Source organism: Moritella sp. F3, assembly GCF_015082335.1.
GTDB lineage: Bacteria > Pseudomonadota > Gammaproteobacteria > Enterobacterales > Moritellaceae > Moritella.
Window position 1 is genome coordinate 40,823 of the sequence record NZ_BLRL01000004.1, and the last position, 18,461, is coordinate 59,283.

Consider the following 18,461-nt stretch of genomic DNA (forward strand, 5'->3'; position numbering starts at 1 on the left):
GAACGGTGTGAGTGTATTTTATTTGTCATAGATTGACTTTTATTTAGTATAAATCGGTGGTTGTCATCAAACCGTCATGTTTCGTTCATATTATTGTCATCAGTTTCTTGGATACTTGTAGTCACAGAAACGAGATGAAAAACATTATTAGTCATTAAGACGAAATAAAACATTATACTTGGAGAAGTAAAAAATGAATATTAAACAAATTGTTGTAGCATTAGGGATTTCAATGACAGCAATCGCTTCACAAAGCGCATTTGCTGCAGGTCTAGACCCTAAATTACCAGAGTATCAAAAAGTAAGCGGTATCTCAGGTAATCTATCTACAGTTGGTTCAGATACATTAGCAAACATGATGACGTTGTGGGCTGAAGAATTCAAACATACTTACCCAAGTGTTAATGTACAAATTCAAGCGGCTGGTTCTTCTACTGCGCCACCGGCACTAACAGAAGGTACTTCACAGTTCGGTCCAATGAGCCGTAAAATGAAGTCGAAAGAAATTGAAGCGTTTGAAAAACGTTACGGTTACAAGCCAACAGCAATCCGTGTAGCGATTGATGCACTGGCGGTATTCGTACATAAAGATAACCCGATTAAGGGTTTAAGCATTGCAGATGTTGATGCAATCTTCTCAAGCACACTAAAATGTGGTGAATCTAAGCGTGTTGAACGTTGGGGTGAGCTAGGCCTAGAAGGTTCTTGGGCAGAACGTGATATTCAATTATTCGGTCGTAACTCAGTATCAGGTACTTATGGTTACTTCAAGAAGAAAGCACTTTGTAAGGGTGACTTCAAAAATAACGTAAATGAACAACCTGGTTCAGCATCAGTAGTACAGTCTGTATCATCATCACTGAATGCAATCGGTTACTCAGGTATCGGTTATAAGACATCTGGTGTACGTGCAGTTGCTCTAGCGAAAAAAGGGTCTAACTACATTGATGCAACACTAGATAACGCAGCATCAGGTAAATACCCACTGTCTCGTTACCTATATGTTTACATCAACAAGAACCCAAACAAAGCATTATCACCAATGCAAACAGAGTTCTTAAAATTGATGTTATCAAAACAAGGTCAGAAGATCGTAGCGAAAGATGGTTACATCCCACTACCTAACTCAGTAACAACAAAAGACCTTAAGAAAGCAGGTATTACACTGTAATACGACTTACTTAAGTTAATAAATTCAAAGCCCGCTATCTAGCGGGCTTTTTGCATTCTGACGTGCTGAGTTTCGCCCTTATTTAGTTCTTTATTACGCTATTTTGCTTATCGCTGAATTTAGAACTATTGCTCATAAAATGATACATTCCTCACATTTAGTCCCCATCTTGGTGCATTTTTTCATTATCGGTCTAATGGTTTTAAATTTAATTAATTTAAGTTGTTGATATATAATTGTTTCAATGCTGTTTGATTAGTTGGCATTAGTGTTGCAATACCTTCATTAGGATAAAGATTTTATATTTAGTTTTAATTATCGGAGAGGGATTTTTTATGGGGCAAGAAAAATTTAACATATTGTCTTTTTCAGGGAAGATGAAAACATTACACCTATCGTGGATGGCGTTTTTTATTACTTTTGTCGTGTGGTTTAATGCCGCGCCATTAATGCTAGCGATTAAAGACAGCATGGGACTCACGACAGAAGAAGTCAAAACACTGTTAATCCTAAACGTGGCGTTGACTATTCCTGCACGCGTTATTATAGGCATGTTAACCGATAAGTACGGCCCTCGCATTGTCTATTCAACCTTGTTAGCGGTCTGTTCAATACCGTGTTTTATGTTTGCATTGGCAACGACTTTTGAACAGTTAGCTATCGCGCGTTTCATGATGGGTCTAATTGGTGCGGGTTTTGTTGTTGGTATCCGTATTGTCAGTGAATGGTTTCCGGCTAATGAATTAGGTACCGCGGAAGGTATTTATGGCGGTTGGGGTAATTTTGGTTCTGCGGCTGCAGCATTCACATTGCCGACAGTAGCTTTATTGTTTGGTGGTGAAAATGGTTGGCGTTATGCGATTGCCATTACTGGTTTAATGAGCTTACTATTCAGTTTTGTTTACTACTTTAACGTGACTGATACACCGAAAGGTGCGACGTACTTCCGCCCTAAAAAAGGTGGGGCAATGGAAGTGACCAGTAAAGGTGATTTCTATTTACTACTATTCATGAAGTTACCAATGTATCTTACGCTGGGCTTATTAGCGTGGAAACTGCTACAGATCGATATGTTCACCGACACCACCACTAATGCTGTTTATATTGGTTTAGCGGTGTTGTATGTATTGGATTGTTGGAAAACCTATCAAGTAAACAGCAATATCTTTGTGAAAGAAGTACCAGAGATTGAGCGTTATAAGTTTAAACAAGTCGCGGTACTTAACGTATTATATTTTTCGACATTTGGTTCTGAACTTGCGGTTATTTCGATGTTGCCGTTATTCTTTGCTGAAACCTTCGGTTTAGGCATGGCAGAAGCGGGGATGGTCGCAGCATCTTATGCCTTTATGAATCTGATGTCTCGTCCTGGTGGCGGTTGGATAAGTGATCGCTTTGGCCGTAAGAAAACCTTACTGATTCTGACAGCGGGCCTTGCGGTTGGCTACTATGCGATGTCACAAATCACTGGTGAGTGGTCACTTGCAGTTGCTATCGCGACTGCAATGGCGTGTTCGTTCTTCGTGCAAGCGGGTGAGGGGGCTGTATTTGCTGCTGTACCATTAATCAAGCGCCGTTTAACTGGGCAGATTGCAGGCATGACTGGCGCATACGGTAACGTTGGCGCAGTATTCTACTTAACGCTTTATTCAATTGTATCAACGCAAGTATTCTTCTACGCAATTGCGATCACCGCTATTGTGGGCTTTATTGCATTACTGCTAATGGAAGAGCCGAAAGGTCATATTGCAGAAGTAGATGAAGACGGTAAAGTCACATTAATTAATGTGTCATAAATGAACTGACGTTGTGCACTATTTATGACTGGTTGATGACTATTGATTGTGACAGTATGATATAAAAACGGCGCCATTATCTTATCGATAATGGCGCCGTTTTGTTTGTGCTGTATTTTATATCTGCAGTGCTTTATACATTTAGCACTTTATTTATGTCGAGGCTTATAGTGCCTTAATTGCTAATTAGGCTTCTGTCATTTCAGAAATTAAGGTTGGTGATATTTTTGTCAGCGCGATATTAAAGTTATCAAAATCTAGGTTGTCTGGTAACGCGAGCTTCAGCTTGGCATAAAAACAATTATTATCAGATTGCCATAGATCTTTACAATGTGTTGTGATCGCTTTTAACTCAATGCCATACTGCGTAAGCACTTGAGATACTTCATTAATAATCCCTGGTCTGTCTGTGTCTTGAATAATTAGACAAGGTGATTTTTGCCAGATATTTTGATCTTTACCTTCTGCGAAATTAATGGTCAGGCCTGGAATGAGGCTTAATGCTTCACATAAATCACGGTAATACTCATCTTCAACTGAAATTTGTAGAATGCCAGCAAATTGCCCTGCGAGCTCACTCATATTACTTGCTAACCAATTGCCCTTATGTTCAGCGACGACACGCGATAAATTATTGATGAGACCTGATTTGTCATCACCAATAAGCGTTACGATAAGTTGTTTAAGCATTATTAAGCCTTATGTAATAAATTTGATGCGGCGTACTATAATTATGCGGCGTACTATATGCAAATAGTGTGCATAAATATAGTGCCATTATCCCAATATCAGAGCTAAGTCGAGCTAATGTGGAATATATTTAACGTTGTTGCGGGATGTCATATAACTGTCATATAAATTCCCTATAATCCTGTTGTGATTAATTACAGCTAAAGACGAGGAAGAGATGGCTGAACAGTTTTCTTTAACGGTTGCGGGCTCCCGCAAGCGCTTACTTAAAGATAAACTCGCAGAATACGGTATTAAAATGGGCGGTGGTGTTGTACTGATGACACTGTTGTTAATATTTTTCTATCTATTGTATGTGGTTTATCCGGTTTTTGAATCTGCTAAAATAGAATCAAAAGCACAATACAGCCAATCTTTTGCTGGTAAAACCTACGCATTAGCAATGGAAGAGCAAAATGAAATTGCTTACCGTTATAGTGACTTAGGGATTAACTTCTTTAACACCACTAACCCTGATGTGGCGTTGATGCAATATGCATTACCACAGCAAGCGGCGTCGTTTGGCGAAAGTGGACCAACATCATCAGCTGTCGTTTTCGGTTTAAGTGATGGTCATGCGATTGTTGCAGCTGCAGATTTCGACATTACATACCCAGGCGATAAGCGTCTTATCACACCTCAAGTTGAGTTCCCATTTGGCGAACAACCAATTGAAGTTGATAGCCAGGGCCAAGCATTACAGCATATTGCCATTGAAGTTGAAGGTGAAGATGCAGCTATCGTTGCTGTCACTGCCGACAATCGTGGTGTGTTGTTACGTTATGTTGCGGAAGAAAACTTCATGACAGAAGAATTGGAGTGGAGCAGCGAAACAATCGAACTGCCTTCAATGCCAATGGATGTTGAGCAAGTATTGCTAACACCGAACTTCCGTTTCATCTTTATGCGTAGCGGTAACAAACTCTCTATTTACGATATTCGTGATACTGATGATATTTCTATTGTTGAAGTACTCGACATTAATGAACATCAACAGAATGTGACTCATGTTGCACTGCTGACAGGCGCAAGTTCATTATTGGTTGGTAACGACAACGGCGTAGTAAGTCAATGGTTTGAAGTGGCTAAAGATGGTGAGCGTAAGTTTACTAAGATCCGTCAGTTTGATGCAAAATCAAGTGTCACCGATATTACGATTGAATACTCACGTAAAGGTTTCATGACTGTGGGAGCGGATAATAGCTTAAGCATTTTCCACACCACGGGTGAAACGACATTATTACACCAAGACCTGAAAATGGGTTCACTGCAACACCTTGCAATCTCTCCTCGAGCAAATGCATTTTTAGTTGAATCAGAACAGGGTATTGGTTTCTACAAGCTCACTAATGAGCATCCAGAAGTAACATGGAGCGCATTGTGGCAAGAAGTTTGGTACGAAGGTTACCCTGAACCAGATTATATCTGGCAGTCAACGTCTGCATCAGACGACTTTGAGCCTAAGTTAAGCTTAGTGCCAATTACATTCGGTACGATTAAAGCGGCATTTTATGCGATGTTATTTGCTGTGCCAATCGCGGTTGCCGGTGCAATTTACACTGCGTACTTCATGAACTCAGGTTTACGTAAAGTCATTAAACCAACCGTTGAAATCATGGAAGCATTACCAACTGTTATCCTTGGTTTCCTTGCGGGTCTGTGGTTAGCGCCATTTGTGGAAATGCATTTACCTGGGGTCATGATGATCGCGGTGTTATTGCCATTCTCCGCCGTCATGGTCGCTGCCATTTGGCATTTCTTACCGCAGTCATTTGTTAATCGTGTTCCACAAGGTGCACACGTTATTATCCTATTACCGGTATTACTACTGGTCGGTTATTTATCGGTATTAGCAAGTCCGTTGGTAGAAGATTTAGTATTTGATGGCGATGCGCGTGCTTATATCAATGATATCTTTGGTTTCGACCAACGTAACTCACTGATTGTTGGTATTGCTATGGGCTTTGCGGTTATTCCGACTATTTTCTCAATCGCTGAAGATGCAATCTTTAGTGTACCGAAACACTTAACGCAAGGTTCATTAGCATTAGGTGCGACGAGCTGGCAGACACTGGTTAAAGTGGTATTGCTAACAGCGAGCCCTGGTATTTTCTCGGCCGTGATGATGGGCTTAGGCCGTGCGGTTGGTGAAACGATGATTGTATTAATGGCAACCGGTAACACCCCAGTAATGGACTTTAATATCTTCTCTGGTATGAGAACATTAGCAGCCAATATTGCGGTAGAAATGCCTGAATCAGAAGTGGGTAGTTCACATTACCGCGTACTGTTCTTAGCGGCATTCGTACTGTTTGTACTGACGTTTGTATTTAACACTCTTGCGGAATTCGTGAGACAGCGTTTACGTGAAAAATACAGCGCTATTTAATCTAAGGCTTGTAACTAGGATATTAAAATGAAAAATTGGTTTCGCTCAGGATCGCCTTGGATATGGATGACAGGTGGTGCTGTAAGCATAAGTTTGATTGCCGTACTTGGTTTGTTAATGTTGATCGCATGGCGTGGTCTGACTTACTTCTGGCCAAGTGCGATACATGAATTTAATGTACAGCTAGAAGATGGCTCGAGTCGTGTTGTTATTGGTGAAATCTACGACCGTGAAGTCGTGCCTATTCAACGTTTACTTGAAGCTGGCGTAAAGATTGATCCAACGCTAGAAACGGTTGAGCGTATTTTAGTTAAAACCGGTAACCGTGAATATGTTGATTTAGATTTCAGCTGGTTATTGGGTACGGCTATCACACAACAATCAACGCCTGCTGCCGTTGCTGTGTTTGAACGTTTCAATAATGGTAATTTTTATGGTTACCCAATTGCTGTCGAAGAAGCTGGAACAAAGAAAGCGTTAACTTCTGCGATGCAATTAGAAACCTTAATTGACCGTGCTGTTGCGTTAAACGATAAAGCACAAGCGCTACAGAAAGGTAAAATTAGTTCAGTAAACTATGAGTTAGAACGTATTCGTTTAAAGCTACGCAGTTATGAACTCAAAGGTGAGTTGACTAGCGAAATTGAAAGTAAGTACAGCAAGATATCTGAAGGACTGCGTGCTGAATATCAAATTTATGAAGCGCAATTATTCAGTTATCGTGACCAAGCTAATCGTGACGCTGTTATTGTAAAAGACATGCGTGGTGAGGAAGTACGTATTCCATTATCCAACGTATTGGAAGTGACTTATCCGAATGATATGGGTATCGTCAGCAAAATTATGCATTGGTTTGGTAACATGGGTAGTTTTGTGACGAGCGACCCACGTGAAGCAAATACCGAAGGCGGTGTTTTCCCTGCTATCTTTGGTACTATCTTCATGGTGATGTTGATGGCTGTGATTGTTACACCATTGGGTGTCGTCGCTGCGATTTACTTACATGAATATGCACCGAAAAACGGTGTGACTAAAATGATCCGTATTGCGGTAATTAACCTTGCTGGTGTGCCATCAATTGTATACGGTGTATTTGGTCTAGGTTTCTTTGTTTACATGTTAGGTGGTTCGATTGACGAACTCTTCTATCCTGAATCATCCCCATCACCGGTATTTGGTTCGCCAGGCGTATTATGGTCGGCATTAACGCTTGCTATCTTAACGCTACCAGTTGTGATTGTATCAACGGAAGAAGGCTTATCACGTATACCGACATCATTACGTCAAGGTTCGCTGGCACTGGGTGCGACGAAGTTTGAAACGTTATGGCGTATTATTGTGCCAATGGCGAGCCCGGCTATTATGACCGGCCTGATTCTTGCTGTTGCACGTGCTGCTGGTGAAGTTGCCCCATTAATGCTGGTGGGTGTAGTTAAACTCGCGCCGACATTACCGGTTGATATGAACTTCCCATATGTTCACGTAGAACGTAAGTTCATGCACTTAGGTTTTCACATTTATGATGTTGGTTTCCAAAGTCCAAACGTTGAAGCGGCACGACCATTAGTTTATGCCACATCGTTCTTGTTAGTGACGGTTATTATCGGCCTAAACTTAACGGCAATTGCAGTGCGTAACCATTTACGCGAAAAATTCAAAAATTTAGAACTATAGACCTCTAACTGTTAGGTTAGCTTGTAGATTTATAGACAGGACCTGTTAGGTTATAGACACGACCTGTTGGGTTATAGACTTAGAAAATGGAAAGCAGCTGCTCAAGTGGCTGCTTCAATAGGAAAGAAAATGATTGATATGAGTTCAAATTTGACTGATGTAGTAAGCCTAGATGTTAATAACTTATCAGCAGCAGATACAGCATTAGAAATTAAAAACTTAGATTTATTCTATGGTGACAAGCAAGCTTTGTTCGATGTAAGTATGAAAATACCGAAAAAACAAGTCACCGCTTTCATTGGTCCGTCTGGTTGTGGTAAATCAACGCTATTACGTTGTATTAACCGCATGAATGATTTAGTTGATATCTGCCACATTAAAGGTGATATTAACTTACGCGATAAAAATATTTATGACCGTGATGTTGATGTTGCAACACTGCGCCGTAATGTTGGTATGGTGTTCCAGCGTCCTAATCCATTCCCTAAATCGATTTATGAGAATGTGGTTTATGGTTTACGCTTACAAGGCATTAATGATAAACGTCGTTTAGATGAAGCGGCTGAATCTTCATTACGTGGTGCTGCTATCTGGGATGAAGTAAAAGACCGTTTACACGAAAATGCATTCGGGCTATCGGGTGGTCAGCAACAACGTTTGGTTATCGCGCGTGCTATTGCGATTGAACCGGAAATTTTATTGTTAGATGAACCAACATCAGCACTGGATCCTATCTCTACACTTGTTATTGAAGAGTTGATCACTGAGCTGAAGAAAAAATTCACCGTTGTTATCGTAACGCATAACATGCAACAAGCTGCGCGTGTATCAGACCATACTGCATTTATGTATATGGGTAAGCTTGTTGAGTACTCTGACACAAATACGTTATTTACCACACCCGCTAAAAAGCAGACAGAAGATTATATTACGGGTAAATACGGTTAATTTAAGTTTCATTAAGGAAAAAAAATGGATAATTTAACATTAGGCCGTCATATTTCTGGCCAATTTAATGCAGAGCTAGAAAGCATTCGTAACCAAGTCATGGTCATGGGTGGTTTGGTTGAAGAGCAGTTAAATTCAGCAATTGAAGTATTATCGTCACAAGATATCGACGTTGCGAACAAGATCATCGACACGGATAAAAGCGTTAACTCAATGGAAGTGGCGATTGATGAATCTTGCACGCGTATTATTGCAAAGCGTCAACCCGCGGCAAGTGATTTACGTTTAGTGATGGCGATTATTAAAACCATTACCGACTTAGAGCGTATTGGTGATGTTGCTGATCGCATCGCACGTACAGTGATTGAAAACCGTAACAAGAAATCACCGCCGCTAGTAAGCATGGAAAACATGGGCCGTCATACGGTTAAAATGTTACATGACGTACTGGATGCATTCGCGCGTATGGATGTTGATGCAGCGTTTAAAGTATATCAAGAAGATGTCAAAGTTGACCGCGAATACGAAAGTATCATCCGTGAGTTAATGACTTACATGATGGAAGATCCACGTTCAATCCCACAAGTACTGAATGTACTTTGGTGTGCTCGTGCATTAGAGCGTGTTGGTGACCGTTGTCAGAATATTTCTGAATACATTATTTACTTTGTTAAAGGTAAAGATATTCGCCATATTAATCACGACGAAGTGAGAGATTTACTCGCTAAATAAGCGGGTTATATTACGCCTGCCAGTGAATAAATTAAGCCTTGTTTATCAATTGATAAACAAGGCTTTTTTGTTTTTCACATGAATGTAATTACAATGACGATGAAATCGCGTAGCAGATTAATTTTGCTTTACAAGACAGACCAGCGTGCGAGTATATGTGTCATTAACTGAACGGGTATTAATTGATAAGGATATAGGGATGCATTCTGTACTGACGGCCGCTGATGGTCGCGAGATAAAATTATTTGCTTGGTTACCTGAGCAGGACATCCGTTATGTGATGGTATTAAGCCATGGCATGGCTGAACATATTCAGCGTTATGCAACGTTTGCTTTAGCTTGTAATGCCGCTGGTATTGCAGTGTATGGTGCTAATCATCGTGGTCACGGTGATGATGCTCCAGTATTAGGGCATTACGCTGACGATAATGGCTGGCAGAAAGTGATCAGTGATTTAGACCTTATCGTTGACAATGTCACAGCACGTCATCATGCGCCGTTGATATTATTTGGCCATAGCATGGGATCTTTTATTGCGCAGCAATATGCGATCTTACATGGCTGTAAGCTGAATGGCTTAGTGCTCAGTGGCTCTAATTACCAAAATCCAATCATGTATAAATTGGCCACCTTAGTCAGCAAAATTGAAAAAATGCGTATTGGTGCGCGTTCGCCAAGTCGTTTTTTAGATTTTGTTTCATTTGGCGCATTCAATAGTAAATTCCAACCGACACGTACCACATCTGACTGGTTAAGCCGTGATCCCATACAAGTCGATAAATATATTGATGATGATTATTGTGGTTTTCCATGCTCGCCACAATTTTGGCTCGATTTTATGTCTGGGTTGATCACCATTAGTCAAAAATCAGCAATCGCCAAGATCCCTAATCAATTACCTATTTATATTTTTAGTGGCGATAAAGATCCGGTCGGTTTACAAGGTAAAGGTGTATTAGCATTAGAGCAGCACATTACAATGAATGGTTGTGAGAATGTACACCTTAAGCTTTATCCTGATGGCCGTCATGAGATGCTGAATGAGTTGAACGCGAGAGAGGTATTTAACGATGTAACAGATTGGGTTACATCAAAGGTCAGCTAATGTTATTGGTCAATATAGACTTCATATGAAAGTATATTTCACTTCATTATTTACTTCACTATTCACTGATTTTTAAGAAAGTTAAAAGCTGTAATTTGACACTGTGTCATTAGTGTGAAATATGTTGCATTTATGGGTAACTTGTTGCAATGTGTAGGTAGAGAAAGCAATTCGTACACGTGTTTAAAACATTGGGTCGTTATTTTTCCAGCGTTTAAATGGTGTCGAATTGTTGTCAATACACATTATTTCAACGGAGTGAAACTATGACTGCCAATACCCAGTCTCATGAAACAGGTTCTCTGATTTTCCATGGGGAAATCAACCAAGAACAACAACAGATCCTAAATCCTGCAGCAGTTGCTTTGTTGACTGAGTTAGTCGAAAAGTTCGCTCCTCAAGTTGATGAGTTACTAAACCAACGCGTAAAGAAACAAGCGCGTATGGATGCTGGTGAATTACCAGATTTCCTGCCTGAAACAGCCCATATCCGCGAAGGCGATTGGAAAATTCAAGGTATCCCTGCAAAACTACAAGACCGCCGCGTAGAAATTACTGGTCCAGTTGACCGTAAAATGGTGATTAATGCACTGAACGCACGCGTTAAAGTATTTATGGCTGATTTCGAAGATTCATTCGCACCAACATGGGCGGGTGTATTAGATGGTCAAGTTAATTTACGTGACGCAGTAAACGGCACGATTGAATATACCAACCCAGCTAACGGTAAACACTATAGTTTAGATGAAGATCCGGCGACGCTTATCTGTCGTGTACGTGGTTTACATCTACCAGAAAAACATATCACTTTTAACGGTAAAATTGTACCGGGCTGCTTAGTTGATTTTGCACTGTTCTTCTCGAATAACTACGAAGCATTGTTAGCGAAAGGCGCTGGTCCTTATTTCTATGTCCCTAAATTACAAAGTCATCATGAATCTAAATGGTGGAGCGAAGTATTTAGCTATGCAGAAGATAAAGTAAACCTAGCACGCGGTACGATCAAAGCAACACTGTTGATTGAAACGATTCCAGCGGTATTTGAAATGGAAGAAATCCTATATAGCATGAAAGAGCATATTGTTGCTCTTAACTGCGGCCGTTGGGATTACATCTTTAGCTACATTAAAACACTGCGTAAGCATGCTGACCGTGTACTACCAGATCGTCATTCAGTAACGATGGATAAAACTTTCCTTAGTGCTTACTCACGTTTGTTAATTAAAACATGTCATAAACGTGGTGCACTTGCTATGGGTGGTATGGCTGCATTCATTCCAGCTAAAACAGCAGAAGAAAACGATAAAGTATTAACGAAAGTAACCGCAGATAAGACCTTAGAAGCACAAAATGGTCACGATGGTACTTGGGTTGCTCACCCTGGCCTTGCTGATACAGCGATGGGCGTGATGAACGAATACATTGGTGAAGGTAATGCTAACCAAATCCAAGTAAGTCGTGCTGATGATGCACCTGTTACTGCAGCTGAACTATTACAACCGTGTGATGGTGAGCGTACTGAAACGGGCATGCGTTTAAATATCCGTATTGGTGTTCGTTACTTAGAAGCATGGATCTCGGGCAATGGTTGTGTGCCTATTTATGGCCTAATGGAAGATGCAGCAACAGCTGAAATCTCTCGCGCATCAATCTGGCAGTGGATCCAACACGGTAAAACATTAAGCAACGGTAAAGTTGTCACAAAAGCATTGTTCTGCCAATTATTACAAGAAGAACTTGTGGTTATTCGCGATGAAGAAATTGGTGTGGAAGCTTACGAAAATAGCCGCTTTGCTGAAGCGTCAAAACTGTTTGAAGAGTTAACAACCAGTGATCACCTTGCTGAGTTCTTAACCCTTCCTGGTTACGATTTCTTAGATTAGAAATTTTTGGAATAGGGCGGGGTTAGTTTATCCCGCGGTGTTCTTGTTGTATCAAGTATTAAAATAATTATTAAGGGAATAAAAATGTCTACATACACAAATGATATCGATGCGGTCGCTACACTAAAAGCGGAACAAGGTTCTAAATGGGCTGCAATTAGCCCAGAATATACAGCGCGTATGCGTGCTCAAAACCGTTTCAAAACGGGTATTGAGATTGCACAGTACACAGCAGACATTATGCGTGCGGATATGGAAAACTACGATAATGATTCTTCACTGTACACGCAGTCTTTAGGTTGCTGGCATGGTTTTATCGGTCAACAAAAAATGATTTCTATTAAGAAACATTTTGAAAACAATACTGACCGTCGTTATCTTTACCTTTCAGGTTGGATGGTTGCTGCATTACGCTCTGAGTTTGGTCCATTACCAGACCAATCAATGCATGAAAAAACATCTGTTTCAGCATTAATTGAAGAACTATACACATTCCTTCGTCAAGCAGACGCACGTGAATTAGGCGGTTTATTCCGTGAACTAGACGCTGCAAGAGATGCGGGCGATTCAGCTAAAGTAGCTGATACACAAGACAAGATTGACAACCACGTGACGCACGTTGTGCCAATCATTGCTGATATCGATGCAGGTTTTGGTAACGCAGAAGCAACATACCTTCTTGCTAAGAAAATGATTGAAGCGGGTGCATGTTGTATTCAGATCGAAAACCAGGTATCTGATGAAAAACAATGTGGCCACCAAGACGGTAAAGTAACGGTACCACATGAAGATTTCCTTGCGAAAATCAATGCTGTTCGTTACGCATTCCTAGAGCTAGGTATCGACAACGGTGTTATTGTTGCGCGTACTGACTCATTAGGCGCTGGTCTAACAAAACAAATTGCAGTAACGAATGAACCGGGTGACCTTGGTGACCAATATAATTCATTCCTTGATTGTGATGAGATCACACAAGCTGAGCTAGGTAATGGCGATGTTATTCTGAAGAAAGACGGTAAATTATTACGTCCTAAACGTCTACCAAGTAACTTATTCCAATTTAAAGAAGGCACGGGTGAAGCACGTTGCGTACTAGATTGCATTACATCGCTACAAGGCGGCGCTGATTTATTATGGATTGAAACTGAGAAACCACACGTTGGTCAAATCGGTGCAATGGTAAATGAGATCCGTAAAGTAGTACCGAATGCGAAACTTGTTTACAACAACTCGCCATCATTCAACTGGACACTTAATTTCCGTCAACAAATCTTTGATATTATGGTTGAAGCAGGTCAAGACGTGTCAGCATATGACCGTGCAGACTTGATGAACGAGAAATATGATACGACAGAATTGTCAGCCCAAGCTGATGAAAAGATCCGTACATTCCAAGCTGATTCAGCACGTGAAGCGGGCATTTTCCATCACCTAATCACATTACCAACTTACCATACAGCTGCGCTATCAACGGATAACCTAGCGAAAGAGTACTTCGGTGACCAAGGTATGCTGGGTTATGTGAAAGGTGTTCAACGTAAAGAAATCCGTCAATCGATTGCATGTGTTAAGCATCAAAACATGGCAGGTTCTGACATGGGCGATGACCATAAAGAATACTTTGCTGGTGATGCAGCACTGAAAGCGGGCGGCGAAGATAACACGATGAACCAGTTTTAACTTATTATAATCCCCCCCCAACCTCCCCCTATAAACAGGGGAGGAGCAAGAGAGTAACTACTTTATTATGAGTTAAAATAGAAAGTCAGTTAATATGAAAAAACCAGCTTCGGCTGGTTTTTGTGTTTTAGAGGGGTCATGTGTCGTCTTTATTCTTCGGCTTTTTTCCTGGCATTAAGTTCGCTAGCAGTTCGGTCGGCATCGGAAATAAGATGGTGGAGTTTTTCTCGCTGGCGATCTCGGTTAAGGTTTGTAGATAACGCAATAAGATAGCATTCGGTTCTTGCGATAGTTTTGCAGCGGCTTCAACTAATTTATCCGATGCCTCCATTTCCCCTGATGCATGGATCACTTTCGCCCGTCGTGTTCTTTCCGCCTCAGCTTGTCGCGCAATCGCCCTGATCATGGTTTCGTTTAAATCAATGTGCTTGATTTCAACGTTAGACACCTTGATACCCCAACCATCGGTACGGGCATCTAAGATGGCTTGAATGTCAGTATTGAGCATATCTCTATTGGCTAACATCTCATCCAACTCATGTTGACCTAATACTGAGCGTAATGTGGTTTGTGCTAGTTGCGAGGTCGCTTGTAGAAAGTTTTCGACATTGATAATGGCTTTTTGAGAATCAATGACCCGAAAGTAAATCACCGCATTAACGCGTACAGAAACATTATCGCGACTGATAACATCCTGACTGGGCACATCCATGACCACGGTACGTAAGTCGACACGTACCATTTGTTGTATTATTGGGATGACGATGATCAGACCGGGGCCTTTGACCTTTTCAAAACGGCCGAGGAAAAAGATCACCCCACGTTCGTATTCGCGTAGGATCCGAAACATGCTCATGATTAACAGGAGTAATAAAAAGATAATTGCTCCGGTGAATAACATGCCGCTACTGAGGATTGCTTGCATCGTTAACCTCCAATTCAGTGACTGGCAATAAGATCAGCGTTAAGCCATCAATGCCATTGATTTCTACTGTCTGTCCGGCGGTGAGTTGCTGCGGGCAATAAGCTGACCAACATTCACCCTTTATATTAATATGGCCTTGGCCGATGAACCCGATGTCTACGGTGACTAGAGCACCAATCAAAGCTTCTTTACCGCTCACGACTTTGTTTTTGCGTATATCCCATAAATACCCAAATATAAACACAAAAAATAGTAATGACACCACGGCTAATGCAGCGATGAGTTGTAGTGATACTTGAAACTGCGGCAAATCCGTATCAAATAAAAATATTGATCCTAGGGTGAAAGCAATCAGCCCGCCAAGTCCAAAAATCCCCACGCTTGGTGACATCGATTCGGCTATCAAGAACGCAATTCCCAGTAATAATAATGCTAGGCCGACATAATCAAGTGGTAATAGCTGGAAAGCGTACAGAGCGATGAATAAGGAAATCGACCCTGCGATACCAGCGACTCCAATACCGGGGCTGTAAAACTCGAGTAAGATGCCATAGACACCTATTAGCATCAGAATGTAGGCAATATTAGGGTCGGTTATAGTGCCAATAAAGTTACTGCGCCAATTAGGTTTACGTAGATCCAATGGACTGTTGGTTAGTGTCAGTCGTCTTTGCTGCTGTTTAATAGTGACGTATTGGCCGTCGAGTTTTTTTAATAAATGTTGTGGTGATTGAGCTATCAGATTAATGACATTTTTATCCAATGCTTCCACTGCAGTCAGTGTGGCAGCCTCGGTCACGGCTAATTCAGCCCATTGCACATTACGTTTACGCAATTGCGCTAAAGAACGAATGTAAGCCACTGAATCGTTTAGTACTTTCTTTTCCATTGCTGTTTTTTCAGTTACTTGTGGTGAGTTCGTTGGATCTGCCCCGTTCTGCTTAGCATTGCTGCCTTCTGAATCTTCAGATTGTGTATCGGGTTTGTTATCCGCATTAGGTGTTGGTTGATAAGGATTGGCAGGTTTTTTATCACCACCGCCGGGCAGAGGGTTACCAATACTGACTGGTGTCGCAGCGCCTAATGTGGTGGTGGTCGCCATCGCTGCAATATGACAGGCATAGAGAATATAGGTACCGGCACTGGCGGCTCTTGCGCCGGGTGGATGAACCAAGCAAGCAATAGGGATATCAGAGTTTAAAATAGCTTGGTTAATATCACGCAAGCTAGAGACTAAGCCGCCAGGGGTATCGATAGTAATAATAATCAGTGGTGCTAAATTTGAGTTGAGTGTGCCGTTATCGCCTTGACTATTACTGGTTGTTTGTTGGTTAGCGCGCTTAATTTCAGACGTGAGGTAATGACTAACGGCTGGGCCAATAGCACCTTTGATGGTTAATACTGGCACTGGCGTGACGACATTGCTAGCGGTCGTCTCAGCTGGTTCAGTCTGGTTCGCGTTTAATATACTACTGTATAGTAATAGCAGGCTTATGAGTAAATAATGCATAGGTAACATCTCACGATGACGTTACCTATATTCTAGCTCATAAATACTGTGCCCGTGTTATGCAGGCGGTTATACACGAGTAACGCAGACGTTATGATAGCTTAAATTGTCTGAGCAGTGATTCTAACTCTTCGCCTGCGGCTGATAAGTCTGTAGAAACTAGTGTCGTCTCATGACTGGATGCTAATAGCTGGGTAACGACATCGCGAATATTGATCATGTTACGGTTTATTTCATCGGTGACTGAACTCTGTTCTGTCGCGGCAGTGGCAATATGCGTGGTCATATCATTGATGCCATCAACAGCATCGGTGACCGCAGATAAGCTCCCGCTGATTTGTGTCGACGATTGCATCACGTGAGCGCTGGTTTCTTGGCTAGTTTGCATCGCGCTAACGGCTTGGGCGACAAATTGATGTAGACCATCAAGCATGACTTTAATTTCTAATGTGCTGTCTTGTGTCCGACTGGCTAAGCTACGCACCTCATCAGCAACGACGGCGAAACCTCGGCCTTGCTCGCCCGCTCTTGCTGCTTCGATAGCGGCATTGAGTGCGAGCAGGTTCGTCTGTTCGGCAATCGCGCCAATGACTTGTAATACATGATCAATTTTTTGTGATTGATCATGTAATGAGGTCATGTGACCGCTGGCTTGTTCGACGTTATTCACTAAGTTCGTAATTGCGTTATTCGACGTTGAAACATTGTCTTGCGCCAATAAAGAATCTTGCGTTGCTAATTGGGTAGCATCTGCGACCTGAATAACATTTTCAGCGACATCATTGGCTGTGGCATTCATTTGCGTAACAGCTGTAACGACTTGGTCTGTTTCATTATTATGAATGGTGAGTTGTGCTGTGGTTTTTTGCGTTTGCTGGCTTAAGCTACTCGCTGAATCAGTGACTTTGCGAGTGACATCTGCCACTGAACTGATAATACACTGTAACTTGGATGTGAAGCGGTTAAACGCATTTCCGAGCTGGGCAATCTCATCACTGCCTTTGATTTCTAAGCGGCGGGTTAAATCACCTTCGCCATCAGCAATGTCATTAAGGGTATTAAGCATATCGTTAATTGGGTTGGCAACGCGTTTTGCTATCCACAGCATTATCAAGCTGGTGAGAATGACGATCACGATGGCACTGATAACTGCGTATTGTATTTGCGTGTAAAGTTGCTGCCATGAGGAGGCGCTGAAGATCGCTAAATCTTTTTCAATATCATCAATGTAAACGCCTGTGCCGATGAACCAATCAGTACCGGCAATGGGCGCGGAATAACTTAATTTTGGCTGCAGTGAATTCGTACCGGGCTTAGGATAAACATACTCAACAAAGCCACCGCCAGATTGGCTTGCCTTGATGAGTTCTTGAATGAGCATTACCCCGTTTTTATCTTGTAATGCGAAACGGTCTTGGCCTTGATTTGCGTCGTTAGAGGCATCAGCAATATTGATACCCTTACTGTCATAAATGAAGAAATAACCGAGGCTTTTGTCGCCATAGCGGGCTTGTTTAAGTAGATCGCGTACATCCGCTAGGCTTTGCTGTTGATTTAGATTGTTCGTAAAGGCGAGGCTCATTTCTCGTTGTACTACTTTCTGCGTTATTTTGACTGCATCGCTGATTTGTTTTTGGCGTTCGTCAAGTAACAGAGATTTGTGGTTATTGATCATGCTAGTGACTGATTTGGCTTGTAAGTTAGCGATGATTGCGAGTGCAACTGATAACGCAATAATCATGGGAACTATAGCAATCAGTAGTAATTTATTCTGCATTCTTAAATTATTCATGACCTAACCTTGTGATCCATTAAAATAACAACATGTCTCATTAGCTCATTTTTTTACCTATATTTACATATTTTTATACTTAAACTGTTAACCTCGTGTTTACTTTTTGTTTGTTTTATATTTTTTT

13 protein-coding genes are annotated in these 18,461 nt (G+C 41.4%); 9 read left to right on the top strand and 4 right to left on the bottom strand.

What is annotated here, in order from left to right; genetic code table 11:
* The first annotated feature begins 193 nt into the window (after positions 1-193).
* Complete coding sequence (locus tag JFU56_RS08755; RefSeq protein ID WP_198436913.1) at positions 194-1,171, top strand: PstS family phosphate ABC transporter substrate-binding protein; 978 nt, start codon at positions 194-196, stop codon at positions 1,169-1,171.
* Positions 1,172-1,506: 335 nt separating this feature from the next.
* Positions 1,507-2,967: a NarK family nitrate/nitrite MFS transporter gene (locus JFU56_RS08760; protein WP_198436914.1), complete on the top strand. Its 1,461-nt coding sequence runs from the start codon at positions 1,507-1,509 to the stop codon at positions 2,965-2,967.
* Between the two features lie 186 nt (positions 2,968-3,153).
* Here the strand turns inward: JFU56_RS08760 and JFU56_RS08765 are convergent, their stop codons facing one another.
* A complete protein-coding gene (locus tag JFU56_RS08765) occupies positions 3,154-3,657 on the bottom strand; it encodes a glycine cleavage system protein R (protein WP_198436915.1) in 504 nt (167 codons plus the stop codon).
* A gap of 217 nt (positions 3,658-3,874) precedes the next feature.
* On the opposite strand from JFU56_RS08765, the gene JFU56_RS08770 reads away from it, so the two are divergent.
* The 7 genes from JFU56_RS08770 to JFU56_RS08800 all read left to right on the top strand — a co-directional run bounded on the left by JFU56_RS08770 (position 3,875) and on the right by JFU56_RS08800 (position 14,107).
* Complete coding sequence (locus tag JFU56_RS08770) at positions 3,875-6,085, top strand: ABC transporter permease subunit (RefSeq protein ID WP_198436916.1); 2,211 nt, start codon at positions 3,875-3,877, stop codon at positions 6,083-6,085.
* Positions 6,086-6,112: 27 nt separating this feature from the next.
* Positions 6,113-7,759 carry a phosphate ABC transporter permease PstA gene (pstA, locus tag JFU56_RS08775; RefSeq protein ID WP_198436917.1) on the top strand — a complete coding sequence of 549 codons (1,647 nt, stop codon included), beginning with the start codon at positions 6,113-6,115 and terminating at the stop codon, positions 7,757-7,759.
* Positions 7,760-7,888: 129 nt separating this feature from the next.
* Positions 7,889-8,707, top strand: a complete 819-nt coding sequence (gene pstB, locus JFU56_RS08780; RefSeq protein WP_198436918.1) for a phosphate ABC transporter ATP-binding protein PstB — start codon at positions 7,889-7,891, stop codon at positions 8,705-8,707.
* 24 nt (positions 8,708-8,731) lie between these two features.
* The gene (gene phoU, locus JFU56_RS08785) at positions 8,732-9,439 is read left to right on the top strand and encodes a phosphate signaling complex protein PhoU (RefSeq protein WP_198436919.1); all 708 of its coding nucleotides are present in this window, start codon (positions 8,732-8,734) and stop codon (positions 9,437-9,439) included.
* A 199-nt stretch (positions 9,440-9,638) separates the two neighbouring features.
* Positions 9,639-10,544, top strand: a complete 906-nt coding sequence (locus JFU56_RS08790; RefSeq protein WP_198436920.1) for an alpha/beta fold hydrolase — start codon at positions 9,639-9,641, stop codon at positions 10,542-10,544.
* A 266-nt stretch (positions 10,545-10,810) separates the two neighbouring features.
* Entirely contained in the window at positions 10,811-12,427 is a 1,617-nt protein-coding gene (gene aceB, locus JFU56_RS08795) for a malate synthase A (RefSeq protein ID WP_198436921.1), read from the top strand.
* An 84-nt stretch (positions 12,428-12,511) separates the two neighbouring features.
* On the top strand, positions 12,512-14,107 hold the full coding sequence (locus JFU56_RS08800; RefSeq protein WP_198436922.1) for an isocitrate lyase: 1,596 nt from the start codon (positions 12,512-12,514) through the stop codon (positions 14,105-14,107).
* Between the two features lie 136 nt (positions 14,108-14,243).
* Here JFU56_RS08800 and JFU56_RS08805 read toward each other — a convergent pair whose 3' ends face one another.
* The 3 genes from JFU56_RS08805 to JFU56_RS08815 form a co-directional block, all read right to left on the bottom strand.
* Positions 14,244-15,032, bottom strand: coding sequence for a slipin family protein (locus tag JFU56_RS08805; RefSeq protein WP_198436923.1), 789 nt, complete (start codon positions 15,030-15,032; stop codon positions 14,244-14,246).
* Positions 15,013-16,551 (bottom strand): nodulation protein NfeD, encoded by a 1,539-nt coding sequence (locus tag JFU56_RS08810; RefSeq protein WP_198436924.1) that lies wholly within the window; start codon positions 16,549-16,551, stop codon positions 15,013-15,015. The genes JFU56_RS08805 and JFU56_RS08810 overlap by 20 nt, the downstream gene beginning before the upstream one ends.
* A gap of 82 nt (positions 16,552-16,633) precedes the next feature.
* Complete coding sequence (locus JFU56_RS08815; protein ID WP_198436925.1) at positions 16,634-18,334, bottom strand: methyl-accepting chemotaxis protein; 1,701 nt, start codon at positions 18,332-18,334, stop codon at positions 16,634-16,636.
* Between the last annotated feature and the right edge of the window lie 127 nt (positions 18,335-18,461).

What these genes read in the sequence shown, in the direction of transcription:
- JFU56_RS08755 (WP_198436913.1), top strand. Translation starts at nt 194, where the DNA reads ATGAATATTAAACAAATTGTTGTAGCATTAGGGATTTCAATGACAGCA.
- JFU56_RS08760 (WP_198436914.1), top strand. Translation starts at nt 1,507, where the DNA reads ATGGGGCAAGAAAAATTTAACATATTGTCTTTTTCAGGGAAGATGAAA.
- JFU56_RS08765 (WP_198436915.1), bottom strand. Translation starts at nt 3,657, where the DNA reads ATGCTTAAACAACTTATCGTAACGCTTATTGGTGATGACAAATCAGGT.
- JFU56_RS08770 (WP_198436916.1), top strand. Translation starts at nt 3,875, where the DNA reads ATGGCTGAACAGTTTTCTTTAACGGTTGCGGGCTCCCGCAAGCGCTTA.
- pstA (WP_198436917.1), top strand. Translation starts at nt 6,113, where the DNA reads ATGAAAAATTGGTTTCGCTCAGGATCGCCTTGGATATGGATGACAGGT.
- pstB (WP_198436918.1), top strand. Translation starts at nt 7,889, where the DNA reads ATGATTGATATGAGTTCAAATTTGACTGATGTAGTAAGCCTAGATGTT.
- phoU (WP_198436919.1), top strand. Translation starts at nt 8,732, where the DNA reads ATGGATAATTTAACATTAGGCCGTCATATTTCTGGCCAATTTAATGCA.
- JFU56_RS08790 (WP_198436920.1), top strand. Translation starts at nt 9,639, where the DNA reads ATGCATTCTGTACTGACGGCCGCTGATGGTCGCGAGATAAAATTATTT.
- aceB (WP_198436921.1), top strand. Translation starts at nt 10,811, where the DNA reads ATGACTGCCAATACCCAGTCTCATGAAACAGGTTCTCTGATTTTCCAT.
- JFU56_RS08800 (WP_198436922.1), top strand. Translation starts at nt 12,512, where the DNA reads ATGTCTACATACACAAATGATATCGATGCGGTCGCTACACTAAAAGCG.
- JFU56_RS08805 (WP_198436923.1), bottom strand. Translation starts at nt 15,032, where the DNA reads ATGCAAGCAATCCTCAGTAGCGGCATGTTATTCACCGGAGCAATTATC.
- JFU56_RS08810 (WP_198436924.1), bottom strand. Translation starts at nt 16,551, where the DNA reads ATGTTACCTATGCATTATTTACTCATAAGCCTGCTATTACTATACAGT.
- JFU56_RS08815 (WP_198436925.1), bottom strand. Translation starts at nt 18,334, where the DNA reads ATGAATAATTTAAGAATGCAGAATAAATTACTACTGATTGCTATAGTT.